Raw genomic sequence first — 23,959 nt, forward strand, 5'->3', positions numbered from 1 at the left:
TTCTCAGACGCTCAGCGGTAGTCGATGACGATCCGGCCGTCGATCTTGCCCTCCTCCATGCGCCGGAACACGTCGTTGATGTCCTCGAGGCGGGCGGTGGCCACGGTGGGCTTCACCAGGCCGCGCACGTAGAAGTCGAGTGCCTCGGCCATGTCCTGGCGGGTTCCGACGATCGACCCGCGAATCGTGAGTCCCTTCAGCACGACGTCGAAGATCGGGGCCGGGAAGTCGCCCGGCGGCAGACCGACGAACACGATGGTGCCGCCGCGTCGCGCCATCCCGATCGCCTGCCCGAAGGCTTGCGGATGCACCGCGGTGACGAGCACGCCGTGCGCACCGCCGGTCTGCTCCCGTACCGCCACCGCCACGTCCGAGGTCTTCGCCGCGTTCACGGTGACCTCGGCACCGAGGTCGCGGGCGAGTGCCAGTTTGTCGTCGTCGATGTCCACCGCGGCCACACGCATGCCCATCGCGGTCGCATACTGCACCGCGACGTGTCCGAGTCCGCCGATCCCGGAGATCACCACCCATTGGCCCGGCCTGGTCTCGGAGACCTTCAGACCCTTGTAGACGGTGACGCCGGCGCAAAGGATGGGTGCCACCTCGACCGGATCGACGCCATCGGGGATGCGCGCGGCGAACCGCTCGTCGACGAGCATGTGGGTACCGAACGAGCCGTCGACGGAGTAACCGCCGTTGCGTTGCATCTCGCAGAGCGTTTCCCAGCCCGTACGGCAGTACTCGCAGGTGCCGCAGGCCGACCAGAGCCAGGCGTTGCCGACCTTGTCGCCGACCGCGAGCTCGGTGACGCCCGGACCCACCGCCACGACGGTGCCGTACCCCTCGTGGCCGGGCACGAACGGCGGCGACGGTTTGACCGGCCAGTCCCCGTGCGCGGCATGCAGGTCGGTGTGGCACACCCCGGAGGTCTCGAGCTTCACCAGTGCCTGGCCGGGACCCGGGTCGGGCACGTCGAGTTCGGTGACCTCGAGCGGGTTGCCGAATGCGGTGACCACCGCCGCCGTGAGCTTCTCGTCTGACATCACGCACCACCTGTCGTCGATCGGTCCCCCGCCGGTTCCCAGTGTTCGCCGATCCGGCCGTCGGCGAGCCCGTTTCGACCCGACGATCAGCCGCGGTTCACCGGATCGTCGCCCAACCGGAACAGGGGTGCGTGACCCGGGACACACTCATCGTGGGATGCTCGGTTGCATGATGGACATCGACCGTCCCAAGATCGAGGGTTCCGTCGCCGTCGGCGACGACGACCAGCGCCGGATCGGGTTCGCCGAGTTCGGGTCGGCAACCGGCCGGGCCCTGTTCTGGCTGCACGGAACCCCGGGAGCGCGCCGACAGATCCCCACCGAAGCCCGCGCCTTCGCCGCGCAGAACGGGCTGCGCATCATCGGTCTGGACCGGCCCGGAGTCGGGTCGTCGACGCCGTACAGCTACCGCAACGTGGCCGAGTTCGCACACGACCTCTCGACCGTCGCCGACTCGCTCGGGATCGACGAGTTCGCCGTGATCGGACTGTCCGGCGGCGGGCCCTACGCGCTCGGCGTCGCGCACGCCTTCCCGGACCGGGTCGTCGCAGCCGGCATCCTGGGCGGCGTGGCCCCGACCGTCGGACCGGACGCCATCCCGGGCGGCGCCATGCGACTCGCCCAGGTGGCTGCACCGGTCCTCGGAAAGGCGGGCGCGCCGGTCGGCTGGGCCCTGAGCTCCTTGTTGAGCGTGGCCCGCCCGATCGCGGACCCGGCGATCGCGATCTACGGACGACTCTCGCCGCAGGGCGACCGCGAGCTGCTGGCCCGGCCCGAGTTCCGCGCGATGTTCCTCGACGACCTGCTGCACGGCGGGTCACGTCGGATGGAGGCACCGTTCGCCGACATCGTGGTGTTCTCGCGCGACTGGGGATTCCGGGTGCCGGAGGTGACCGTTCCGGTGCGGTGGTGGCACGGCGACCGCGACCACATCATCCCGCACAGCCACGGCGAACACATGGTGTCGGTGCTGCCCGACGCCAAGATGTTCACCATGCACGGCGAGAGTCACCTCGGCGCTCTCGGCCTGTCGGTCGAGATCATCACCGAGTTGCTCACCGTCTGGGATCAGCCGCGCTGATCGTCGTCAGGCAGGGCCGTAGACGCCCGCCTTGACTCCTTCGGACACCGACTTGACACTTGGGGACATGTCAGTGATCCGAGGCACGTCCCTGACGGGATTCTTCGAGGAGACCACGGCACTCGGCGCCGACACCGACGCACTCCTCCGGACCGCCGGAATCCGACCCGAGGATGTCGGGAACTTCGAATCGTTCTTCACCTACGTGGCGATGATCCACGCTCTCGAGGCCGCGGCCCAGCGGACCGGCGTCGCCGACCTCGGCCGACGGATGGCCCGTCGGCAGGGCATCGAGATCCTCGGCCCGGTCGGCGTGGCCGCCCGCACCACCCGCACCGTGGCCGATGCCCTACGAATCTTCGAGAACTACCTGTCGGCCTACAGTCCGGCGATCACCATCGAGGTCAACCGCCTCCCCAACCCCGAGTGGGCGTTCTTGGAGTTCCGACTCCTCATCCCCGACCCGCCCCCACACCGTCAGGCGATGGAGATGTCACTGGGCGTCGCCCTGCGTGTGCTGAGGTTTCTGCTCGGTTCGACGTTCGCGCCGCTCACGGTGCACATCCCACACGAACCGCTCGGTCCGCGCGAGGACTACCTCCACGAGTTCTCCTGCACACCAAGGTTTTCCGAGTCGCGCGCCGGATTCACCCTCCTGGCCTCCGATTTGGCGCGCCCACTGGTCGCCGACGACACCGCCCACCTGGCCATGGTCCGCTACCTCGACACGGTGATCGACCGGCAGGATCGGCGACTCGCGGGTTCCGTGCGCGACCTCGTCCGGCAACTCCTGCCCACCGGCGCCGCGACGATCGAGGTCACCGCGAGACAATTCCACCTGCATCCCAAGACGCTGCAGCGACGTCTCGCCGCCGAGGGAACGAGTTTCGCCGACATCATCGACGGTGTCCGCCGTGAGCTCACCGAACACTGGCTGCGCGACACCGACATGACGCTGACTCACCTCGCCCACGAACTCGGCTATTCGGAGCAGAGCGTCTTGACCCGAGCGTGCCGCAGATGGTTCGGGGTAGGCCCGACTCGATATCGCGCGGCTCACCGTGACGTGTGACCAGCCCCGAAGGGTGCCCTGCATCACACTATTGTCCGGAAAGATCAAAAGTCTGTCCTGAAGAGTCAAGCACACCGATCACGTAGACGGCATGTTGTAGATCACAGCTCAACAGCGGTGAAAGGAACACCACATGTCTGCCCCGTCGATCCCCGGCCCTGCAACCACGATGACCGGAGCCTTGCTCCCGGTCGTCGCACTGCCCCAGGGCGAACTGCTGACCGTCAACGTCGACCAGAGCCCCCTCATCCGCGATGCTCTCGGCCCTGGCGTCCATTTCAAGCCACTGCGCCTCGACCTCGAGAAGGGTGAATGGGTCGTGTTGGCCACCTTCTCGCCCGGCACCTCGATCCCGCTGCACTACCACACCGGGACCGTCGACGCCTATACCGTCAGCGGCTGCTGGCTCTACTCGGAGTATCCCGATCAACCGCAGACCGCCGGTTCCTACCTGTACGAACCGGGCGCGTCCGCACACAGCCTGACGTGCCCCGAGTCGAACACCGAGGACACCGTCGTCCTGTTCAGCATCACCGGTGCCAACGTCAACTTCAACGACGACGGTTCGTTCCATTCGGTACTCGACGCCGCCCTCATCCACCACCTGACCGGTGCACTGTCCGAGGCCCAGGGCCTCGGACCGATCAACTTCATCACCGGCGGTGCTGCCGGATTCGCTGTCGAGGAGGCGTGATGCGCGCACTGACCATGCAGGATTCCCGATTGACCGTCGCCGAGATCGCCGAGCCGACGCCAGGCCCGGGTGAGGTACTGGTCGAGGTCCTGGCCTGCGGTATCTGCGGTTCCGATCTGCATTGCGCGGCACACGGTCCCGAGTTCAACAAGGCCACTCAGGGTGCCGCCGGGATCGAATTGCTCGACCTGTCCCAGCCGGTCGTGTTCGGTCACGAGTTCGTCGCGCGAGTGGTCGCCCACGGCCCGGGCACCGAAGGCCGCATCCCGGTCGGCGCACGCGTTGTCTCGATGCCGATTCTGCTGCGCGAGCAGCCCGTCATGCTCGGGTTCGCGGGCGCCGAGACGCCAGGCGCGTACGCCGAGCGGATGCTGCTGTCGGAACCGCTGCTGATCGAGGTCCCCGACCACGTCGACACTGCGATCGCAGCCCTCACCGAACCCCTCGCCGTCGCCTATCGGTCGGTCAATCGGGGCGAGGTGGGGGCCGATACCGTCCCCCTCGTGATCGGTTGCGGCCCCATCGGTCTCGCTGTGATCGCGGTCCTCAAGATGAAGGGCATCGGCCCGATCGTCGCCGCAGACTTCTCGCCCGAACGACGCGAACTGGCGGCCCGCATGGGCGCTGACGTCGTCGTCGACCCGGCCGAACAGTCCCCGTACGACGCCCTGCAGGCCGCCGCCGCGACCGACGACCCGGACCGGATGGCGACGCCGACCGCTGTGCTCGGCCAGCTGCCGCTACGTCCCACCGTCGCCTTCGAATGTGTCGGAGCCCCTGGACTTCTCCAGCAGATCATCGCGGGGATTCCAGCGGGGTCGCGCATCGTCGTGGCAGGCATCGCCCTGGGATCGGACAGCATCGAGCCCGGCCAGGGCATCCTCAAGGAACTCGACATCCGGTTCTCGCTGTACTACAGCGCGGAGGAGTTCGCCGAGACCTTCGCGCACCTGGCGGCGGGCGACTTCGACGTCGAACCGCTGCTGACCGATTCGGTTGGTCTGGATGGCGCCGCAGAAGCGTTCGACCGTCTGCAATCCAACCCGCACGACGCGAAGATCCTCGTCTACCCGTCCCGCTGACAGAGTCGGCACCCGCCGGCGACCGGTGGGTGCCGATCTCGGCCGTCCGCTCAGGGCGCCGTGCCCGACAATCCCACGGCGAGTCCGAGAACCGCTCCCATGACGACCAGCTCGACGAGTGCCAGCCGCAGGGACGTGTTCTCGGAGAGCCGGTGCCGGGTCACGGCAGGCACCCAGCGTTGCCGGCCGTACACGCCGAGCCCGATCAGCAGCACCAGTCCGGCGGTCTTCGCCAGCAGAATGCGTCCATAGCCGGTGTCCACCAGATCGCCCAGCCCGGTTTCGAGCAGACCGCTGATCACGCCGGTGGCGGCGATGACCGCGACCGCCCACAGCGCGCGGGACGAGAACTCGGGCAGCGCGGACGCCCACCCGCGGCGACCTCGTACGACGAGGACCATCGCGGCGAGGGTGCCGCACCACCATGCCGCGCCCAGGGCGTGTGCGCCCACCAGCACGGGGCCGATCGCGTGTCCACCGGCGTGGCCGGTGATGGCTGTCGCCAGCACGCCGATAGCGGCGAGAATCCCGTAGGCCGCCGGCGGCGGCTCCACGCGGCCGGTGAGGTGAAGGCCCGCGGCCACCACCACCGCGGCCGAGGCGAGGAGTGTGACGAGTTCGGGTGCACCGGCACTCAAGGTGTCACCGAAGTCTCCGATCCCCACCTCGGCCGGTGATCGACCGGTCTGGTCGGCCGTACGCATCCACGCCGCCACAGCGACGGCGACGAACCACACCGCTCCCGCGAGGCCGATCATCCGGGCCGTCGGGTCGAGCCCGAGCGTGGGCAACGCGCCCAGTCCGACGATCAGCACCGCCGCGCCCAGGGCAACCACGTTGGGCACCGCGGTCGCCGACGGCCCGTCGGGTGCGGCGAGTATCCAGCACAGCCCGAGGCCGACGAACATTGTCATCAGCCCGCCGCCGAGCGCGACGGCGCGCACCGCCGTGTTCGGTGAAGCGGTGCGCCCCGCCCCGGAGGTCATGCCGATGCGCCGTTCGTCATGCGGATCTCGCGCCTGTCAGCTCGACCGGGGCCCGGGCCTGCGCGACATCAGCAGCACCACGCCGAGTCCGCCGACGAGCAGCACCACGGCACCGACGATGAACGGCCACAGCGGCGGGCCGCCGTCACCCTCGTCGGCCGCGGTGTCGGCGACCGGGCCGGGCGTCCCGGCACCCGCAGTGGTCAGCTCGAATGTCCGCTGTCCGTCGACCGGATGTCCGTCGGCCGACGTCACCCGGTAGTTCAGCGTGTAGGTGCCGGCCGGGCCGAGCTCGCGAAGCGCGACGCTCAGCCTCGGTCCGTCGACCACGGCGTCGCCGTCCTGCCAGAAGTTGCCGTCGGGCCCCACGACCGTCAGCACCGCAAACGTCTCCTGCAACGGCTCGTTGAAGGTGATCGTCACCTGTTGCGGAGCGGTCCGAACGGTTGAACCGTCCTCGGGGTCCGACGAGACGACCTGCGAATGGGCGGATGCGGTGGGCGCCGCGACGAACCCGAACCCTCCGGCGAGAAGTACACCCGCGACGACCGCGACCAGCGCGGTGATCCGGCGGCTACGCATCGTTGCCACGCTCGGAGTCCGAGCTCCCGCCGCGGCGACCACTGCGGGTCAGCGCGGCGACCCCGATCACCGCGCCGAGGGCACCGACGAGAAGTCCGATCCCGCCCAGCCACCGCGCGGCGTCATCGGTGGAGTCCGAGGCCTCGGCGGTCTCGGACGGATCTGCCGTGTCGGTCGACCCGTGCGCTGCCGATCCTCCGTGATGGCCGCCACCGTCGGTCGCCGCGGGCAGTGTCAACGTCGGCGCGGGGTGCTCGGGCTCCTCACCATCGGCACCCATGGGCTCCGCCCAGGCGACGCGTTCGCCGTCCGCGTAGCTCTGCGTCGCCGGCAGCATGACGGAATCCTCTTCGGGGAACGGGCCGCCCGAGATCCGGAATTGCGCGAACTCACCCACCGGGACACCCGGCGTGCCGGGAAGTGCGGTCCAGGTGATCGACGTGACCTCTTCGGTCGACGGGTCTTTCGCCACCTCTGACCGCCAGCCTGACATCGTCTCGGGTCGGGCGGATTTCAGGTTCGGCAGGGTAACGGTCAATTCGGTGGTGGCTGCCGTGTCGGATTCGTTGGGCACGACGAAGGTGACGACGCCGTATCCGCCCTGCGTGAGGGTCGGGGCGTTGGCCGTGACGTGTGCCGAGGCAGCGCCGGCACCGACGAACGCGGCCGTGGCGGCGATGGCCGCGGCGGCGGTGGGGGCGACGAGTCGCCGCAACAGAGTGTTGGACATGTGAGCTCTTCCTGTGGTGGGCACGCTCGATGGGCGCCCGTTCGATCGCATCGACCGCTGTCCGTCGGGTCGATGCAGATGACGACCGCCTCCGGAGGGTTCCGGCCGGCGGTGTTGGTGGGTAGAGCTCACGCAGGCGGTCCGCGGACCCCGATTCCGCGGATGACCGCTGTCAGGCCGGGGGTGGGAGCCACCCAGAAGACGGGAGCCGGCGCGGGCGCCGCGATCACCGGTGGGGCGGTGAGCTTGCCGATGGCCGTGGTCAACGTGGCAAGCAGACCTGCCGCGACGACGATGAGTACTGCGCTCAGTGGGATGGCCACGATGTGGGTGAGCAGCATCGGCAGTACCGCGTCATGGTGATCGTGGGCGCCGGCGTGAGCCTGCCCCATCGTCATGGCCGTGTGCGCCGCGATCTGGGCACCCGTGAGCACGCCGGCCGCACGCGCCACCGAGACGATGGCCGATCGTCGTCGCCGATCACCCAGGAGGAGTGCGGCGAGGACACCGACGGCCGCGGCGAGCACCATCCCGGTGGTTCCGGGCACGGCACCGGCACCGAGGCCATGGGCGGCGACGGCGACGCCGGGGACCACGACACCAGCCGCGATCCGCATCAGCGAATCACCGGCCCGGTCGGGTCCTGCGCAGCTCATGGCCCCTCATCCTAATGACGGCGGTCCGACGGCCCGCAGGCGCACTCGGTCGCGTTCGGTTGCAGGTCGACGCGCTCGGAGCCGACCAGCCGTGGTGCGATAATCACCGTATGTCTGGCAACGGCCCCGAGATCCGGGAACTGACCGATCCGGCAGACCTCGACAAGCTGACCCGGGTGTTCGACGACGTGTGGCGCCCCGATCCCGCGAACCGGCCGGTCAGTGTCGACATGCTGCGCGCGCTCTCCCACGCCGGCAACTACGTCGCGGGTGCCTTCGTCGGCGATCGGCTCGCCGGAGGCAGTGTGGCGTTCTTCGCTGCGCCCGTCGGGACGACGTTGCACAGTCACATGACCGGCGTGTCCCGCGTCGGCCGAGGTCACAACGTCGGCAGTGCACTGAAGATGCACCAGCGCGGCTGGGCCCTGGCGCGCGGACTCACCACCATCACGTGGACCTTCGACCCGCTCGTCGCCCGCAACGCGTACTTCAACATCGCCAAACTGGGCGCGGCTCCCATCGCCTACCACCGGGACTTCTACGGCGACCTCGGCGACGAACTCGGCGGTGGTGATGAGAGCGACCGGCTGCTCATGTCCTGGGCACTCGATGTGCCACTGCCGGAACCCTCCGACGAGACGGTCGGTGACGTCGTCGGAGCGGGTGGCCGGATGGGCATCGAGATGACCGGTGACGTCCCGAAGGCGATCGCCGAGCCCGGGTCGCCCGTGGTGATCCCGGTCCCCCGCGACATCGAGGCGATGCGACGCACCGACCCGGTGGCTGCGTCCCACTGGCGGACCGCGGTGCGTGACGCGCTGGCACCGCATTTCGCCTCCGACACCGCGGCTGCCGCACCGGCCACCCGCTTCCTGCGTTCCGGCCACTACGTGGTGGCAACAGACGAATGAGGATCACCGGAGTCGAACTCAGGCGCGTCGAGCTGCCGCTGGTCGGCCCCTTCCAGACGTCCTTCGCCACCGAGGTGGTGCGGTCGGCGCTCCTCGTCCGGGTCGTCTCCGATGCGGGTGAGGGGTGGGGCGAGTGCGTCTCGATCGACGAACCCGTCTACTCCGCCGAGTACACCGACGGCGCGATCGACGTCCTGCGGCGATTCCTGATCCCGGCGGTGTGCCACCGCGACATCCGCGCGATCGACGTCGCACCCGCCCTCGCACACCTCAAGGGCCATCGAATGGCCAAGGCGGCGTTGGAGATCGCGATACTGGACGCCGAGCTGAGAGGTGCGCAGATGCCGCTCGCGGATCGTCTCGGCGGTACCGCGAAGTCGGTGCCGGTGGGTGTGTCGGTGGGCATCACCGACAGCATCGCCGCGCTACTGGCCGAGGTCGATCGCCATCTCGACTCCGGGTACCGGCGGATCAAACTGAAGATTCGTCCGGGTTGGGATGTGGTGCCCACCGCCGCAGTCCGCGAACATGTCGGCGACGCGGTGGCCCTGCAGGTCGACGCCAACACCGCCTACCGCGCAACCGATCTGCGTCATCTGGCGCAACTCGACGCGTTCGGCCTGCTCCTCGTCGAGCAGCCCTTCGACGAGGAAGACCTGATGACCCATGTCCGGTTGCGTGAGGTGATGTCCACCCCGGTCTGCCTCGACGAGACGATCGTCTCCGCACGGTCGGCGGCCGACGCCATCCGGCTCGGTGCCTGCGACATCGTGAACATCAAACCGGGCCGGGTGGGCGGCTATCTGGAGGCGACGCGGATACACGATGTCTGTGTCGCCCACGGCATCCCGGTGTGGTGCGGCGGGATGCTGGAGACCGGCATCGGGCGCGCCGCCAATCTCGCACTGGCGGCCATGCCGGGTTTCACGCTCCCCGGCGACATCTCGGCGTCCGAGCGGTACTTCGCCCAGGACATCACGCCGCCGTTCACCGTTCACGACGGGGTGATGGACGTGCCTCGCGGCCCGGGGATCGGCGTCGACCCGTTGCCCGGCGCGGTGGCCGAGCACACCACGTGGAGGGAATGGGTCACGACGACATGATGTCCGGCGCGAGAATGGCTTCCGGAGAGGTCCTCACGTCGCACCTCGCCGCAGGGTGACGCGATAGGTGTAGTGCTCGGGCAGGAAATGACTCACCGCGAGTTCCACCGCCTGGCCGGCAGAGTCGCTGTAGAGCCGATCCACCCGCAACATCGGATGACCCGGGGTGCAGTGCAGCTGCTCGGCAACCGCGGAATCAGCCGCCGCCACCGTGATCGATTGGGCTGCTTCGGTGATCGGCCGCGGCAGGTGAGGCTCGAGCAATCCGATCATGGTGTGGGTGCTTCGTGCACCCTCGCGCAGGTCATCGTGGTCGAGCAGAAGCCGGCCCACGGGCTCGGGCCACCACACGGTCGTCGAGACGAACGGCATGCCGTCGTGAAATCGTCGAAACGTCATGCGGTAGACGAGGTCGGTGTCGAGCCGCAATCGGCCGGCCGCCTCGAGGTCCACCTGGCGGCGCGGTGCTGTGACGACCTCCATCGTGGTGTCGGCGGACAGGTTCATCAGATCTTCGATGGAACCGAGCTGGCGGAGGTAACGACCAGCCCCCTCGGTCGCGAACGTCCCCCGCCCCGGGACTCGGTACACCGCCCCCTCGGCGACCAGGTCCTGAAAGGCACGCCGCACCGTCTGCCTGCTCAGCCCGAACTCGTCGGACAGTTCCGACTCGGTCGGCAGACGCACCCCGTCGCGGTAGCGTCCCTCCGCGATCCGCGCACGCAACGTCGCAGCGAGAACTCGATAGGCCGGTTCGGCGACGTCTCGTGCAGTCATTGCGGGAATCGTATCGTCTGCTCAGATCCCGCCACGGGAAACGAGCTGGCTCGCGATCACGTTGCGCTGGATCTCGTTGGTGCCCTCACCGACGATCATCAGTGGTGCGTCACGGAAGTAACGTTCGACGTCGTATTCGGTCGAGTAGCCGTACCCGCCGTGAATGCGAACTGCGTTCAGCGCGATCTCCATCGCGACCTCCGATGCATAGAGTTTCGCCATCCCCGCCTCCATGTCGCAGCGTTCGCCCTGGTCGTACTTCTCGGCGGCATGCCAGGTGAGTTGCCGTGCGGCAGTCAGCTTCGTCGCCATGTCGGCGAGGTAATTGCCGATCGACTGGTGCTTCCAGATCGGCTGCCCGAACGACTCCCGCTGCTGCGCGTAGGACAGCGAATCCTCGAGCGCGGCGGTTGCGACACCGAGTGCGCGGCAGGCGACCTGGATTCGACCCGTCTCCAGACCCTTCATCATCTGCCCGAAACCCTTGCCGGGCGTGGTTCCCAGAATCGCCGTCTGCGGCACCCGGTAGCCGTCGAACGAGAGCTCGCACGTCTCCACACCCTTGTAACCCAGCTTCGGGAGGTCACGCGAGACCGCCAATCCGGGCCCGTGCTCACACAGCACGATCGAGATCCCGCGATGGCGCGGCTCGGCTGATGGATCGGTCTTGCACAGCATCGCGATCAGGCCCGAGCGACGAGCATTGGAGATCCACGTCTTGGCGCCGGAGATCACCAGGTCGTCGCCGTCGACCTTGGCGACAGTGGCCATGTTCTGCAGGTCCGACCCCCCGCCCGGTTCGGTCAACGCCATGGTCGCCCGCATCTCGCCGGTCGCCATGCGCGGCAGATACCTCTGCTTCTGATCCTCGGTTCCGAACAGTGTCAGGAGCTTGGCGACCACCGTGTGTCCGCCCATGGCACCGGCCAGGCTCATCCAGCCGCGCGCCAACTCCTGGGTGACCTGCGCGTAGCAGGGCATCGACACCGGTGAGCCGCCGTACTCCTCGGGCACCGCGAGGCCGTAGATGCCGATCTGCTTCATCTGCTCGATCCACTTCTCCGGGTAGGAGTTGGCGTGTTCCACCTCCTGCACCGTCGGCTTGACGTCGCGGTCGATGAACGCGCGTACCGTCTCGACCAGGAACGATTCCTCGGCATTCAGATTGGTCATGATCACCTCGTCGTGTCGGCTCGGAAGCCACGGCCGCGCCAGTCCGGCCTTGATTTGTACGGCCATATTCGCGTCAGTGGCCACGCTTGTCAAGCACCCATTCGGGACTTCCCACTTCGCAATGCGTCTGGTAAGTGTCTAGGTGCGCAATATTTGGCCGCACATTTTGGCTGGACGCTGGCCGGACCACCGCCGCGGCCCACGGCATCGAACCCCGAGAACGGACAGAACATGAGAGCAGACAGACCATGAGGGCGGACAGACGACGCGCGGTGCTCGTCGCTCCCGCCTCCGACGACCGGAAGGCCCGTAAAGCGCTTTCCTCGGCCGCCGACGAGGTCGTACTCGACCTCGAGGACGCCGTCACCCCGGACCAGAAGAGCTCTGCACGTGCGGCCGCGGCCGACCTGGTGGCCGAATTCGGTTCGCAGCGGCCGGTGTCCATCCGGGTGAACGCCGTCGACACCGAATGGTTCGGCGACGACATCGCCGCCTGCGCCGCGATGGGACCACAACTGTGCACGGTGGTGCTTCCCAAGGCGGAGTCACCAGACCAGCTGACCGAAGCGGACACGGCGTTGCGCGGCTCGCCCATCGGACTGCAGATCCTGGTGGAGACGCCGACCGGGATACGCGACGTCGCGGATATCTGTGCCGCCACCGACCGCCTGGTCACGGTCGTGATCGGCTATGCGGATCTGGCTGCGACACTGGGCCGCTCGGCGTCGATGCCGCGATCTGGCTGGCATCCGATCCAGGACCGCGTACTGATCGCCGGCCGTGCCGCCGGTGTGGCGGTGGTGGACGGGCCGCATCTCACCATCGCCGACGACGACGGATTTCGCGAAGCCAAGACCTGGGTCCGGGACCTGGGCTTCGACGGCACGTGGGTGATCCATCCTGCCCAGATCGACTCGGCGCACGCGATCTTCACGCCGGAGGCCGATGACGTCGCAGACGCGCGACGGGTCATCGCGGCACTTTCCGACGCAGCCGCGCGCGGTGACGGTGCGGCGAAGCTCGACGGTCGGATGCTCGACGAGGCGATGGCCGTTTCCGCACGACGCGTCTTGGCGAAGGCGGGTCTCTCGTGAGCGCCGCCATCTCCGTCGGCGGTCCGTACTTCGACGAACTCACCGTCGGACAGCGTTTCTCCGACGCCCCGTCGGTGACGCTGACGTCCGGGATGGCTGCGGCCCATCAGGCGATCCTGGGCGACCGGATGCGTCTGTCCCTCGACGCCGAACTGGCACGACGCGTGACCGGAGGCTCCGAGGCGGTTGCCCATCCCGGACTGGTGTGCGACCTGGCCATCGGCCAGTCCACTCTGGCGACCCACCATGTGAAGGCCAATCTCTTCTATCGCGGGCTCCGCTTCCTGCACAGCCCGCACATCGGCGACACCCTGACCACCGTCACCGAGGTCGTCGGATTGCGCGAGAACTCCCCGAAGCCGGGCCGCGCCCCCACCGGGCTCGCTGCGCTGCACATCGTCACAGCCGACCAGCACGACCGGATAGTGCTGGACTTCCACCGGTGCGCGATGCTGCCGTTGGGGCCCTCGGCGGACCCGGACCGCACTCCGCCCGCCGACGATCTGTCCACGATCGGCACCGCCGAGACAACCGAACTGACGCTGCCCGACTGGGATCTGGAGGTGTTCAGAGAGAAGGTTGCGGGACAACACTTCTCAACGGACTTGGCCGGCGCGACGTTCGATTCCAGCGCAGATGTGGTGTCGAGCGCACCGGAACTCGCCCGACTCACACTCAACATCGCCGCCACCCATCATGACGCACGGGTCGGACAGAACGGCCGCCTGGTGTACGGCGGGCACACGATCGGTTTGGCGCTCGCCCAGGCGACCCGCGCTCTGCCGAATCTGGTGACGGTGCTGGGCTGGGAGTCGTGCGATCACACCGGCCCGGTACACGAGGGCGACACACTCACCAGCGCACTCCACGTCGAACGCGCCACCCCACTCGAACGCGGCGGCGTCGTCGATCTCCGGTCGACGGTCGTGGCCCACGAATCCGACGGTGCCACAAGGTCCGTCCTCGACTGGCGCTTTCGCGCACTCATGGCCTGAGCCGAAGGAGCTACCGTGACCCCAACCGACAAACCGCTCGCCGGCCTCCGCATCGTCGAGGTCTCCAGTTTCATCGCCTCACCGTTCGCCGGACTCACCCTGTCGCAGTTGGGTGCCGAGGTAATCCGGGTCGACCCGATCGGGGGCGCCGCGGACGTGAATCGCTGGCCCCTGACCGCCGACGGCGAGTCGATCTACTGGACGGGGCTCAACAGAGGCAAACGCTCGGTGGAGGCAGATCTGCGCAGTGAGGCCGGGCAGGAGATGGTGCAACGGCTGGTCACCGAGTCAGGTCCCGGCGGCGGAATCCTGCTGACCAACCAGGCCGGCCGGTCGTGGATGAGCCACACGGTGTTGTCACGCATCCGCCCGGACGTGATCACCCTGGAGGTCCTCGGTCGCACCGACGGCACACCGGGCGTCGACTACACGGTCAACGCGGGCCTGGGCTTTCCGCAGATCACCGGTCCGGTCGACCACGCTGTTCCGGTGAACCACGTACTTCCGGCGTGGGATCTGGCGTGTGGACTGTATGCGGCGCTGTGCATCTCGGCTGCCGTCCGACGACGGGAACAGAGCGGTGTCGGCGCGCACATCACCCTGCCCCTCGAGGACACCGCACTGTCGGTGGCCGGCACCCTCGGCTATCTCACCGAGCCGCAGGTGAACGAGCACAGCAGGACGGGGACGGGCAACGACGTATACGGCACATACGGAACGGATTTCACCACTGCCGACGGGGGTCGGTTCATGATCGTCGCACTCACACCCCGCCACTTCCGCGATCTCGTCGACCTCACCGGTGTGCGCGATGCCGTCGACGCCGTGGAGAAGGCGCTCGGTGCGGACTTCCGTCGCGAGGCCGACCGGTTCACCCATCGTGCGGTGCTCAACGGCCTCTTCGAACCGTGGTTCGCCCGCCACTCCACCGCCGACGTGGCCGCGGTACTCGAGACGGCGTCGGTCCTGTCGCAGCAATACCGCACCTTCGACGATGTCGTCGCCGACGGCGTGCTCGCCGACAATCCGATGTTCGCCGAACTCGACCAGCCCGGGATCGGCCGCTATCTCGCTGCCGGTTTTCCCGCCGCGTTCGAGGGCGCGCACTACACGACCGGCCCGGCGCCGTCGCTCGGCGCCGACACACCCGCCGAGTAGCGCACAAACCCACCCCGTCGACTGGGTGCCATATCCCGTCGACTGGGTGCAACATCTCGTCGACTGGGTGCCATATCCCGTCGACTGGGTGCAACATCTCGTCGACTGGGCGCCACTTCCCGTCGACTGGGTGCCACATCTCGTCGACTGGGCGCCACATCCCGTCGACTGGGCACCCAGACACCCCCTTCCGCGCTGGATGCTTGAGTGCGGTCAGGTCACCTGCTCTCGTCGAGTTCGGCGAGGACCGCCTCGGTGTGTTGGCCCAGCGCGGGCACATCGCCCATCGGGAGTTCGATGTCGGCGAAGGTCATCGGCGGCAGCAATGCCCGAATCGGGCCCACCTCGGTGCCGACCTCACGCCAGCGATCCCGTTCGGCGAGTTGCGGATGCGCGACCACCCGGTCGAGTTCGCGGATCTCAGCGGCCGGTATCCCCGCGGCAGCGAGCACCTGGTCCAGTTCGGCGGTGGTGAACCGTTTCGTCTCGGTGGCGACGAGTTCGTCGACCTCGCTGCGACGCCGTACGCGCTCGATGTTGGTGGCGTAGCGCGCATCCTCGGCGAATTCCGGGCGTCCCAACACATCCGAGATCAGCACACGCCAGCCACGATCGTTCTGGACACCGATGAGCAACTCGCCGTCCGATGTCGGATAACGGTCGTAGGGCACAATCGCCGCGTGGCCGACCCCGGAACGCGGGGTCTGCCGGTCACCGTAGAGCCGCATGTACAGCGGATGGCCCATCCATTCCACGGTGGCATCGAACATCGACACCGCCACCGATGCACCCACGCCGGTGACGCCGCGGCGCACGAGCGCACTGAGCACGGCGGTCAGCGCGTACATGCCGGCCGCGATGTCGGACGTGGGGATACCAGTCTTGACCGCGTCGTCGGCGCTACCGGTCACCGAGATCAAACCGGCCTCCGCCTGCACGAGCATGTCGTAGGCCTTCCGGTCCCGGTACGGGCCGGCATCTCCGTAACCGGACATGTCGACCACGATGAGGCCCGGGTTATCGGTGCGCAGGTCGTCGGCCCCGAATCCGAGCCGGTCGGCGGCCCCAGGGGCGAGATTCTGCAGGAACACGTCGGAGCGCCCGATCAGCCGCCGCAGTGCGTCACGACCGGCCGGCGACTTGAGGTCGAGCTCCACGGACTCCTTGCCGCGGTTGAGCCAGACGAAGTGTGTGGCGAGCCCGTGGACCGCGTCGTCGTAGCTGCGGGCGAAATCGCCTTCACCCACCCGCTCGATCTTGATGACCCGTGCGCCGAGATCGGCGAGGTGGCGAGTGGCCAGCGGCGCGGCCACGGCCTGCTCGAGGGCGACAACGGTGATACCCGCGAGAGGTGGACCTGCAGAATCGTCGATCACCCGGTAACGATCACCCGTAGCAAACCGGGACGTCAAACGATGACCGGCCGGTACAGGCATAGGGACTCCCTCATCGAGTGTGAGTCGGACCCGCATTGAACGTGATCACCGTCGCATGATCGTATGGAAGTTGATCCCCGCAACTTTCTTGCTGGTGCGGGCGACGCCGCTGGAGGTGGAATGACGACGATCGAGGTCACCGGACATCGTCAACGCGAGGCCTGGGCCGACAAGGTACTGCCGCCGGTCGAGGAGGTCAGGCCCGGGCTGTGGTCGGTACCCGTGCCGATGGGCGCCAATCCGCTGCGGTATGTGCTGATCTACGTGCTCGCGCTGCCCGACGGGATCGCCCTGATCGACACCGGCTGGCCGTCGGAGGAATCCTGGCAGGCGCTGGTCGACGGCATCCGCGCGACCGGACACGACATCACCGATGTTCGGCACGTCTCGATCACCCATCTGCATCCCGATCACTTCGGGCTCGTCCCCCGGCTGCTCGAGCACGTCGATCCGGTGCTCGTGATGCACCGCAACGATGCCCGTCACCTGCGCCACCGCGATGACGCCGAGATCGAGCGGCAGATCGAGGAGTCGAGGATCGAGCTCGAGGCGCTCGGTGCGCCCGACGTGATCGACAACGGGTTCCGGCACATCGCTCGGCTCCCCTCCGGTCGCGTCATGGACGTCGAACTCGACCACGATCAGCCCCTCGACCTGCCGGGCTGGAATGTCCGCGCCCTCTGGACACCGGGCCACACCGCGGGGCATCTCTGCTTCGTCGACGAGCACGCCGGCGTCATCTTCACCGGCGATCACCTGCTACCCCGGATCAGTCCGAACGTGTCGACCAACGCGTTCCAGTCCCAGAACCCGCTCGCGGAGTATCTCGTGTCGTTGGCGCACACCGAGCGACTTCCCGACCTCGAGGCGCTGCCTTCGCATGAGTACCGTTTCCGGGGCCTCGCCGACCGGGTGAGCAACCTCCTGGATCACCACGAGGAGCGGCTCGGCGAGATCGCCACCGCCGTCGCCGAGAACCCGCAGAGCACCGCGTGGGAAATCACCCGGTCCGTCACGTGGTCGCGGCCGTTCGAGCAGTTGTCCGAGGATCTGGCCCGGATGGCGATGCGGGAGACGCATGCGCATCTCGTCGTGCTCGAGGAACGCGGCGTCCTCACGCCCAGTCAGGGCACACCGGTCCGCTGGAGTGTCTCCGGGCCGACGCCGCCTCTGGAGGCGAGCTCGACGCCCATCCCGACCACCTGCGACAGGAGCTGACGATGAGTGCCGTGACCACCGAGTACGCCGACGGCGTCGCCGTCATCACGATCAACCGACCCGAGGCGAAGAACGCGGTGAACCTCGAGGTCGCGGAGGGGATCGCGGCGGCCATCGACGAACTCGAGGCCCGCGATGACCTGACCGTCGCGATTCTGACCGGTGCGGGCGGGACGTTCTGCGCCGGGATGGATCTCAAGGCCTTCACCCGCGGTGAGCAGCCGTCGTTGCCGGGTCGCGGCTTCGCCGGATTGACCGAGGCACCACCCACCAAACCGCTGATCGCCGCCGTCGAGGGTTGGGCGCTGGCCGGTGGATGCGAACTCGCCCTGACCGCCGACCTCATCGTCGCCGCCGGGGACGCGAAGTTCGGCATCCCGGAGGTAAAGCGCGGCCTCGCCGCCGCCGGCGGTGGGCTGCTCCGGCTGGCGAAGACGCTGCCGTATCAGCTCGCGATGGAGTTGGCGCTCACCGGCGATCCGCTCAGCGCGACGCGGGCACACGAGTTCGGCCTGGTGAACCGACTGACCGAGCCCGGCGACGCACTGAGCGGCGCCCGCGAACTAGCCGCGACGATCGCGGCCAACGGTCCGTTGGCGGTACGGGCTACCAAGCAGGTCATGTCGATGTCGATCGGCTACACCGACGGCGATCTGTTCGCGAAGCAGTGGGACCATCTCGGCCCGGTGTTCGCGTCGCAGGATGCGCAGGAGGGCGCCCTCGCGTTCGCCGAGAAGCGGGCGCCCCGGTGGACCGGACAGTGATCGGGGCTTCCGCTCTCCTACGATGAGTCCGTGGACCTGCACCTCGTCACCTATTTCGTCGCGGTCGTCGACCACGGCGGGATCACGAAGGCGGCCCAGTCGCTGTACATATCGCAACCCTCGCTCTCGCAGGCCATCCGGACGCTGGAACGTCGCCTCGGGGTCACCCTGTTCGACCGGTCGGGCCGCAGGCTCGAACTGACCGACGCCGGGCGCAGGCTCGACGTCGCGGCGCGGCGGATTCTCGTCGATGTCGACCGCGCGAAGGCGAAGGTCGAGGCTGTGCGTGAACTACGTTCCGGCCGCGTGGATCTCGTGACCCACAGCGCGTTCGGCATCGACCCGATGGTGGGGATGGTCCAGGCGTTCCGCGATCGATTCCCGCACGTGACCGCCCGTGTACTCGCGGCCGACGGGCCGGCCGGCGTACTGGCGGCCTTGCGTAGCGGCGACGCCGAGATCGGATTGATGGACACCGCGGCCGACCGCGCGACATTCACCGCACTCCCCCTCGGGACGCAAGAGCTGGTCCTGGCCGTGCCGCCGGGGCTGGCCGGCGAGTTGCCGAATCCGATCCCGCGCGCGGATATACGAGCGATCCCGCTCGTGCTCGACATGGGAGACCCGGCCACCTCCGCGATGCTCGCCGACCTGATCGACGACGATGGCGGCAACGTCGTCGTCGACTGTGCTCACCCCACCGCAACGTGGGACCTGGTGTCGCGCGGCACAGGCGCCACCCTCGCGCCCGAAGTCGTTGCACAACAACAGATGCCATCCACCCATCGGTTTCGCATCGATCCGCCGCCGACCCGCGACTACTCCCTCGTGATGCGGTCGGGGCGACCATCGCCCGCCGGCATGGCCTTCATCGCCGTCGCCCGCGACACCGTCGGCGACTCGAGGACCGTCGCAGTCCACGCGACCGATTTCGACGAGAGCTAGGCCATGGAGCTACGTCAGGTCGAGTACTTCCTCGCGGTCGTCGAGAACGAAGGCATCGGAGGTGCTGCGGCCGCACTCGGGGTCGCGCAACCCACCGTCTCCCAGGCGCTTCGGGCGCTCGAGCGCGAACTGGGAGTCCAGCTCTTCCACCGCATCGGCCGCGGGATGGTTCTCAGTGCCGCCGGGCGGACGATGGTCGGACCGGCCCGCCAGATCGTGCGTGACGTCACCGCGGTCGACGATCTGCTCACGGTCGCCGGTGATGAGCTGACGGGTCGGCTGGACATCGTCGCCGTGCCCGCGGTCGCGCAAGGACCACTCATCGACCTACTGGTGCAGTTCCGGGATAGATACCCGAGTGTCGCTGTCCGTTTCGGTGAGCTGAGGGACGAGACCCTGGCCGCAACGATGATCGAGGACGGCCACTGCGAGTTCGCGGTCGCGCATCTGCCGATCGCCGGGGACGGCCTGGAGGTGATCGTCATCGGCGAGCAGGAGTACCTGCTCGTCTATCCCCCCGGCTCAGACGTCCCGGACGGACCCATTCCGTTGGAGCAGTTGCCCCCGGTGCCGATGGTCTTCGTGCCGCGGGGCCAGTCGGTCGCCGACGAGATCGAAGAGGCGATCCGCGTCGCCGGCACGCGGCCGCCCCTGGCTGTGCTGTCCGAGTTGCGCGAGCAACGACTTCCCATGGTGCTGGCGAGCATCGGCGGCAGCCTGCTGGAGAAGTCGATGGCCGAGTCCGTGGCCGACCGTGCCGTCATCCGTACCGTGGACCCGCGCTTCGTCCGCCCGTTCGCGATCGCCTTCGATCCGGCGACCCTCTCACCGGTCGGTCAGGCGTTCGTCGAGCTGATCCGGGAGGCCGTCGGTGCTGGACCTGACCAGGCACCGAGCCCCCGCTTACCGCTGATCGAGTAGGCGACGAGCCTTTTCCGCTGATCGAGTAGGCGACGAGCCGCTAGGCGAGGAGCCGTATCGAGATCCCCTGCCCGACAACGCCTCCCACAACGCACCTCCGCCCTACGCCACCCGCTCGAACACGGCCGCCAGCCCCTGCCCACCTCCGATGCACATCGTCTCGAGTCCGTAGCGCGCCGCCCGGCGCTGCATCTCGCGCGCCAGAGACGCGAGCATCCGAACTCCGGTGGCCCCCACGGGATGGCCGAGCGAGATCCCTGAGCCGTGGACGTTGGTGCGGTCGAAGTCCCCGCCGGAACCGAATCGACCGAAGCCCCACTCGCGGGTGACGGCCAGCGCCTGCGCCGCGAACGCCTCGTTCAGCTCGATGACGTCGATGTCCGCCAGCGTCAACCCGGCCTTGGCGAGCGCCTTCTCGGTGGCGGGTACCGGCCCGATACCCATGATGCGCGGCGGCACACCCGCGACGGCCCACGAGACCAACCGCACCAGTGGTCGCAGGCCGTGCTGGGCGGCCGCCTCCGGGGTCGTGACGATGCACATCGCGGCCGCGTCGTTCTGGCCGCTGGCGTTGCCGGCCGTCACGGTGGCATCCGGGTCCTGCTTGCCCATGATGGGCTTGAGTTTGGCCAGAGCTTCCACGGACACATCCGGACGCGGATGCTCGTCGGTGTCGATGATCTTCTCGCCGGCCCTCGTGCGGACGCTGACCGGCACGATCTCCTCCGCGAGCAGACCGTCCTTCTGCGCCCGGACGGCGCGCAGGTGCGATTCGACGGCGAGTTCGTCCTGCTCGTCGCGGCCGATCTCGTACTCCTTGCGCAGGTTCTCGGCGGTTTCGATCATCCCTCCGGGCACAGGATGATGTCGACCCCCGGCCGTCGAGCGGGCCCGTACGAGACTGTCGTGCATGGCGATGCCCGTCCGGGCGCCGCCCCACCGCATGTCCACCGAATAGAACGACGCGTTGCTCATCGACTCGGTGCCACCTGCGACCACGATGTCGTTGTCGCCGTTGGCAACCTGGAATCCGGCCTGGATCACCGCCTGCAGTCCGGAGCCGCATCGCCGGTCGATGTGCATACCGCCCGCGGTGGTCGGCAGCCCGGCGTCGAGTGCGACCACCCGCCCGATCGCCGGCGCCTCGCTGTTGCCGTTGCAGTGGCCGAGGATCACGTCATCGACGACGTCGGGCGCGAGTCCGGTTCGGTCGAGCAGCCCACGCAACGCCGTCACCCCCAGGTCGACAGCGGTCACGTCCTTGAACATGCCGCCGTACCGGCCGATCGGTGTGCGGACGGGTTCACAGACGACGATGTCTCTCATGGCAGACCTTTCGAGCGAGTCAGGTTCGGGGACAGCAGCGGCGGACGATCACATGAATCGCCCACCGGTGACGTCGAGGACGGTTCCGGTCATGTACGACGACATGTCCGACGCCAGGAACAGTGCGACCGACGCCACCTCGGCGACCTCTCCGGCTCGCTGCATGGGGATCTCCGCCATCTTCTGGTCCCATGCCTTCTGCGGCATCGCCTCGGTCATCGCGGAGCGGATGAGGCCTGGCGCGATCGCGTTGACCCGCACGCCATGGTGGGCCATCTCCTTGGCGGCCGCCTTCGTCATGCCGACGATTCCGGCCTTGGCCGCCGAGTAGTTCGTCTGGCCGACCATGCCCACCTTGCCGGACAGCGACGAGATGTTGACGATCGCACCGCGTTTGGCCTCCCGCATGATCGCGGCCGCCTTGCGTGTGCCATTCCACGTGCCCTTGAGGTGGACCGAGATCACCAGGTCGAAGTCCTCTTCCGACATCGTGCGCATCGTCGCGTCGCGCGTGATTCCGGCGTTGTTGACCATCACGTCCAGGGACCCGAACGCATCGACGGCATCGGCGAGCATCGAGTCGACCTGCGCCGGGTCGACGACGTCGCACCGCACCGCTCGCGCCACCTTGGCGCCGCCGAGTTCTTCGGCAGCGGCGGACGCGGCGTCGAGGTTGACATCGCCGATCACGACCCGGCCTCCGGCGTCGACGAATGCCCGCGCGATCTCGAAACCGATACCTTGTGCGGCCCCGGTGACCACCGCGGTCCGTCCATCGAGCAGTGCTCGAGGTGCAGATGAACTCATGGGTCGGAATCTACCGGCAGTTCCATCCGATCCGGCCCGATGTTCCATTCGAAGCGGCTAAGGGATCGGTAGGGAGTTCGTAGTGGACCGGCCACGCCCCGACGGCCACAGTGGGATGATGACCAGTGTCATGAACACAACCACCGCAACTCCTCAGGTCAGCGCTGACGACTTCGCCGACATCCTCGCCGCGACACGCGAATTCATCCGCGAGAGGGTCGTGCCACGCGAGCAGGAGATCGTCGAGACCGACGCCATCCCCGATGACATCCGCGCAACCGCGAAGGAGATGGGGCTCTTCGGGTATGCGATCCCGCAGGAGTGGGGTGGCCTGGGTCTCGACCTCACCCAGGACGTCGAGCTGGCCATGGAACTCGGTTACACATCCCTGGCGCTGCGCTCCATGTTCGGCACCAACAACGGTATCGCCGGGCAGGTCCTCGTCGGCTTCGGCACGGAAGAGCAGAAGTCCGCGTGGTTGTCGCGGATCGCGTCGGGCGAGGTCGTGGCGTCGTTCGCCCTCACCGAGCCCGGTGCCGGGTCGGATCCCGCAGGTCTGCGCACCAAAGCCGTCCGCGACGGCTCCGACTGGGTGATCAGCGGCGAGAAGCGGTTCATCACCAACGCCCCACTGGCCGATTTGTTCGTCGTGTTCGCCCGGACCCGACCGAAGGACGAGCAGGGCACGGGGATCGCCGTGTTCCTGGTGCCGGCTGACGCCCCCGGGGTGACCGTCGGCGCCAAGGATCGCAAGATGGGTCAAGAGGGCGCCTGGACCTCGGACGTCCACTTCGATGAGGTCCGCGTACCTGCCGAAGCCGTCGTAGGCGGCAGCGAGGATGTCGGCTACCGCGCCGCGATGACCTCGCTGGCGCGCGGACGCGTGCACATCTCCGCACTGGCGGTCGGTACCGCGCAACGCGCCCTCGACGAATCGGTTTCCTGGGCCGCGACATCGACTCAAGGGGGTCGGGCGATCGGCGAGTTCCAGCTGGTGCAGGCCATGCTGGCCGATCAGCAGACCGGCGTGATGGCGGGTCGGGCGATGGTCCGGGATGCCGCCCGTGCCTGGGTGGACGGAACCGATCGACGGATCGCACCGTCTGCCGCGAAGCTGTTCTGCACCGAGATGGCAGGTAAGGTCGCCGATCTCGCCGTGCAGATCCACGGTGGCAGCGGGTACATGCGCGATGTCCCCGTCGAACGGATATATCGCGACGTGCGGCTGCTGCGGCTCTACGAGGGCACGAGCGAGATCCAGCGGCTCATCGTCGGCGGGAACCTGGTGAAGCGGGCCCAGCAGTCGCGGTGAGCAGCGGGACGCGCAGTGCTCTGTTGCTCGTGTGATTTCTGTTCACTGCAGTCCACCACGGTCTACCACTGTTCACTGAAGGTGCTGGATGTG

At 68.1% G+C, this 23,959-nt stretch carries 24 protein-coding genes; 14 read left to right on the forward strand and 10 right to left on the reverse strand.

All coding sequences use genetic code 11. The annotated features are described in order from the left end of the window. Positions 1–11: 11 nt before the first annotated feature. Complete coding sequence (gene adhP / locus VZC37_RS03410) at positions 12–1,043, reverse strand: alcohol dehydrogenase AdhP (protein WP_330430995.1); 1,032 nt, start codon at positions 1,041–1,043, stop codon at positions 12–14. A gap of 169 nt (positions 1,044–1,212) precedes the next feature. Between adhP and VZC37_RS03415 the strand changes: the two genes are divergently transcribed. From VZC37_RS03415 to VZC37_RS03430, 4 genes are all read left to right on the forward strand, one after another. Beyond that, positions 1,213–2,124, forward strand: coding sequence for an alpha/beta fold hydrolase (locus VZC37_RS03415; protein ID WP_330430996.1), 912 nt, complete (start codon positions 1,213–1,215; stop codon positions 2,122–2,124). 67 nt (positions 2,125–2,191) lie between these two features. After that, the gene (locus tag VZC37_RS03420; protein WP_330430997.1) at positions 2,192–3,196 is read left to right on the forward strand and encodes an AraC family transcriptional regulator; all 1,005 of its coding nucleotides are present in this window, start codon (positions 2,192–2,194) and stop codon (positions 3,194–3,196) included. 133 nt (positions 3,197–3,329) lie between these two features. Then, positions 3,330–3,890 (forward strand): 2,4'-dihydroxyacetophenone dioxygenase family protein, encoded by a 561-nt coding sequence (locus tag VZC37_RS03425; RefSeq protein ID WP_330430998.1) that lies wholly within the window; start codon positions 3,330–3,332, stop codon positions 3,888–3,890. Beyond that, positions 3,890–4,972, forward strand: a complete 1,083-nt coding sequence (locus VZC37_RS03430; protein ID WP_330430999.1) for a zinc-binding dehydrogenase — start codon at positions 3,890–3,892, stop codon at positions 4,970–4,972. The genes VZC37_RS03425 and VZC37_RS03430 overlap by 1 nt, the downstream gene beginning before the upstream one ends. A gap of 50 nt (positions 4,973–5,022) precedes the next feature. Here the strand turns inward: VZC37_RS03430 and VZC37_RS03435 are convergent, their stop codons facing one another. The 4 genes from VZC37_RS03435 to VZC37_RS03450 form a co-directional block, all read right to left on the reverse strand. Next, a complete protein-coding gene (locus VZC37_RS03435) occupies positions 5,023–5,958 on the reverse strand; it encodes a copper resistance D family protein (protein WP_330431000.1) in 936 nt (311 codons plus the stop codon). Between the two features lie 36 nt (positions 5,959–5,994). Further along, positions 5,995–6,540 carry a copper resistance CopC family protein gene (locus VZC37_RS03440; RefSeq protein WP_330431002.1) on the reverse strand — a complete coding sequence of 182 codons (546 nt, stop codon included), beginning with the start codon at positions 6,538–6,540 and terminating at the stop codon, positions 5,995–5,997. Further along, positions 6,533–7,270, reverse strand: a complete 738-nt coding sequence (locus VZC37_RS03445) for a YcnI family copper-binding membrane protein (RefSeq protein ID WP_330431003.1) — start codon at positions 7,268–7,270, stop codon at positions 6,533–6,535. Before VZC37_RS03445 ends, VZC37_RS03440 begins: the two co-directional genes overlap by 8 nt. Positions 7,271–7,398: 128 nt before the next feature. After that, on the reverse strand, positions 7,399–7,926 hold the full coding sequence (locus VZC37_RS03450; RefSeq protein WP_330431004.1) for a YtxH domain-containing protein: 528 nt from the start codon (positions 7,924–7,926) through the stop codon (positions 7,399–7,401). 110 nt (positions 7,927–8,036) lie between these two features. On the opposite strand from VZC37_RS03450, the gene VZC37_RS03455 reads away from it, so the two are divergent. Continuing rightward, positions 8,037–8,837, forward strand: coding sequence for a GNAT family N-acetyltransferase (locus tag VZC37_RS03455; RefSeq protein WP_330431005.1), 801 nt, complete (start codon positions 8,037–8,039; stop codon positions 8,835–8,837). Further along, the gene (gene menC, locus VZC37_RS03460) at positions 8,834–9,940 is read left to right on the forward strand and encodes an o-succinylbenzoate synthase (RefSeq protein WP_330431006.1); all 1,107 of its coding nucleotides are present in this window, start codon (positions 8,834–8,836) and stop codon (positions 9,938–9,940) included. The genes VZC37_RS03455 and menC overlap by 4 nt, the downstream gene beginning before the upstream one ends. A 33-nt stretch (positions 9,941–9,973) precedes the next feature. Here menC and VZC37_RS03465 read toward each other — a convergent pair whose 3' ends face one another. Both VZC37_RS03465 and VZC37_RS03470 read right to left on the reverse strand, forming a co-directional pair. Next, positions 9,974–10,717, reverse strand: a complete 744-nt coding sequence (locus VZC37_RS03465; RefSeq protein ID WP_330431007.1) for a GntR family transcriptional regulator — start codon at positions 10,715–10,717, stop codon at positions 9,974–9,976. Between the two features lie 21 nt (positions 10,718–10,738). After that, positions 10,739–11,890, reverse strand: coding sequence for an acyl-CoA dehydrogenase family protein (locus VZC37_RS03470; RefSeq protein WP_330431696.1), 1,152 nt, complete (start codon positions 11,888–11,890; stop codon positions 10,739–10,741). 248 nt (positions 11,891–12,138) lie between these two features. Between VZC37_RS03470 and VZC37_RS03475 the strand changes: the two genes are divergently transcribed. Genes VZC37_RS03475 through VZC37_RS03485 form a run of 3 tightly spaced genes read left to right on the forward strand, consistent with a single transcriptional unit; the run spans position 12,139 to position 15,137 of the window. Beyond that, on the forward strand, positions 12,139–12,984 hold the full coding sequence (locus VZC37_RS03475; RefSeq protein WP_330431008.1) for an HpcH/HpaI aldolase/citrate lyase family protein: 846 nt from the start codon (positions 12,139–12,141) through the stop codon (positions 12,982–12,984). Further along, a complete protein-coding gene (locus VZC37_RS03480) occupies positions 12,981–13,979 on the forward strand; it encodes a MaoC family dehydratase (RefSeq protein ID WP_330431009.1) in 999 nt (332 codons plus the stop codon). The genes VZC37_RS03475 and VZC37_RS03480 overlap by 4 nt, the downstream gene beginning before the upstream one ends. Before the next feature lie 15 nt (positions 13,980–13,994). Then, positions 13,995–15,137, forward strand: coding sequence for a CoA transferase (locus tag VZC37_RS03485; protein ID WP_330431010.1), 1,143 nt, complete (start codon positions 13,995–13,997; stop codon positions 15,135–15,137). A gap of 218 nt (positions 15,138–15,355) precedes the next feature. On the opposite strand, the gene VZC37_RS03490 is transcribed toward VZC37_RS03485, so the two are convergent. After that, positions 15,356–16,510 carry a CaiB/BaiF CoA transferase family protein gene (locus VZC37_RS03490; RefSeq protein ID WP_431309344.1) on the reverse strand — a complete coding sequence of 385 codons (1,155 nt, stop codon included), beginning with the start codon at positions 16,508–16,510 and terminating at the stop codon, positions 15,356–15,358. 183 nt (positions 16,511–16,693) lie between these two features. Here VZC37_RS03490 and VZC37_RS03495 point away from each other — a divergent pair, with 183 nt between their 5' ends. Genes VZC37_RS03495 through VZC37_RS03510 form a run of 4 tightly spaced genes read left to right on the forward strand, consistent with a single transcriptional unit; the run spans position 16,694 to position 20,421 of the window. Continuing rightward, entirely contained in the window at positions 16,694–17,791 is a 1,098-nt protein-coding gene (locus tag VZC37_RS03495; RefSeq protein WP_330431012.1) for an MBL fold metallo-hydrolase, read from the forward strand. Positions 17,792–17,793: 2 nt separating this feature from the next. Next, positions 17,794–18,555 carry a crotonase/enoyl-CoA hydratase family protein gene (locus VZC37_RS03500; RefSeq protein ID WP_330431013.1) on the forward strand — a complete coding sequence of 254 codons (762 nt, stop codon included), beginning with the start codon at positions 17,794–17,796 and terminating at the stop codon, positions 18,553–18,555. Between the two features lie 30 nt (positions 18,556–18,585). Next, positions 18,586–19,500, forward strand: coding sequence for a LysR family transcriptional regulator (locus VZC37_RS03505; RefSeq protein WP_330431014.1), 915 nt, complete (start codon positions 18,586–18,588; stop codon positions 19,498–19,500). 3 nt (positions 19,501–19,503) lie between these two features. After that, positions 19,504–20,421: a LysR family transcriptional regulator gene (locus VZC37_RS03510; protein WP_330431015.1), complete on the forward strand. Its 918-nt coding sequence runs from the start codon at positions 19,504–19,506 to the stop codon at positions 20,419–20,421. A gap of 102 nt (positions 20,422–20,523) precedes the next feature. Here VZC37_RS03510 and VZC37_RS03515 read toward each other — a convergent pair whose 3' ends face one another. Together VZC37_RS03515 and fabG are read right to left on the reverse strand one after the other, a co-directional pair. Next, positions 20,524–21,747 (reverse strand): acetyl-CoA C-acetyltransferase, encoded by a 1,224-nt coding sequence (locus VZC37_RS03515; RefSeq protein WP_330431016.1) that lies wholly within the window; start codon positions 21,745–21,747, stop codon positions 20,524–20,526. A gap of 48 nt (positions 21,748–21,795) precedes the next feature. Continuing rightward, a complete protein-coding gene (fabG, locus tag VZC37_RS03520) occupies positions 21,796–22,554 on the reverse strand; it encodes a 3-oxoacyl-ACP reductase FabG (RefSeq protein ID WP_330431017.1) in 759 nt (252 codons plus the stop codon). Positions 22,555–22,672: 118 nt separating this feature from the next. Here fabG and VZC37_RS03525 point away from each other — a divergent pair, with 118 nt between their 5' ends. Continuing rightward, complete coding sequence (locus VZC37_RS03525) at positions 22,673–23,866, forward strand: acyl-CoA dehydrogenase family protein (protein ID WP_431309314.1); 1,194 nt, start codon at positions 22,673–22,675, stop codon at positions 23,864–23,866. The last annotated feature ends 93 nt before the right edge of the window (positions 23,867–23,959 follow it).

This window comes from Gordonia sesuvii (genome assembly GCF_036350415.1).
GTDB classification, from domain to species: Bacteria; Actinomycetota; Actinomycetes; order Mycobacteriales; family Mycobacteriaceae; genus Gordonia; species Gordonia sesuvii.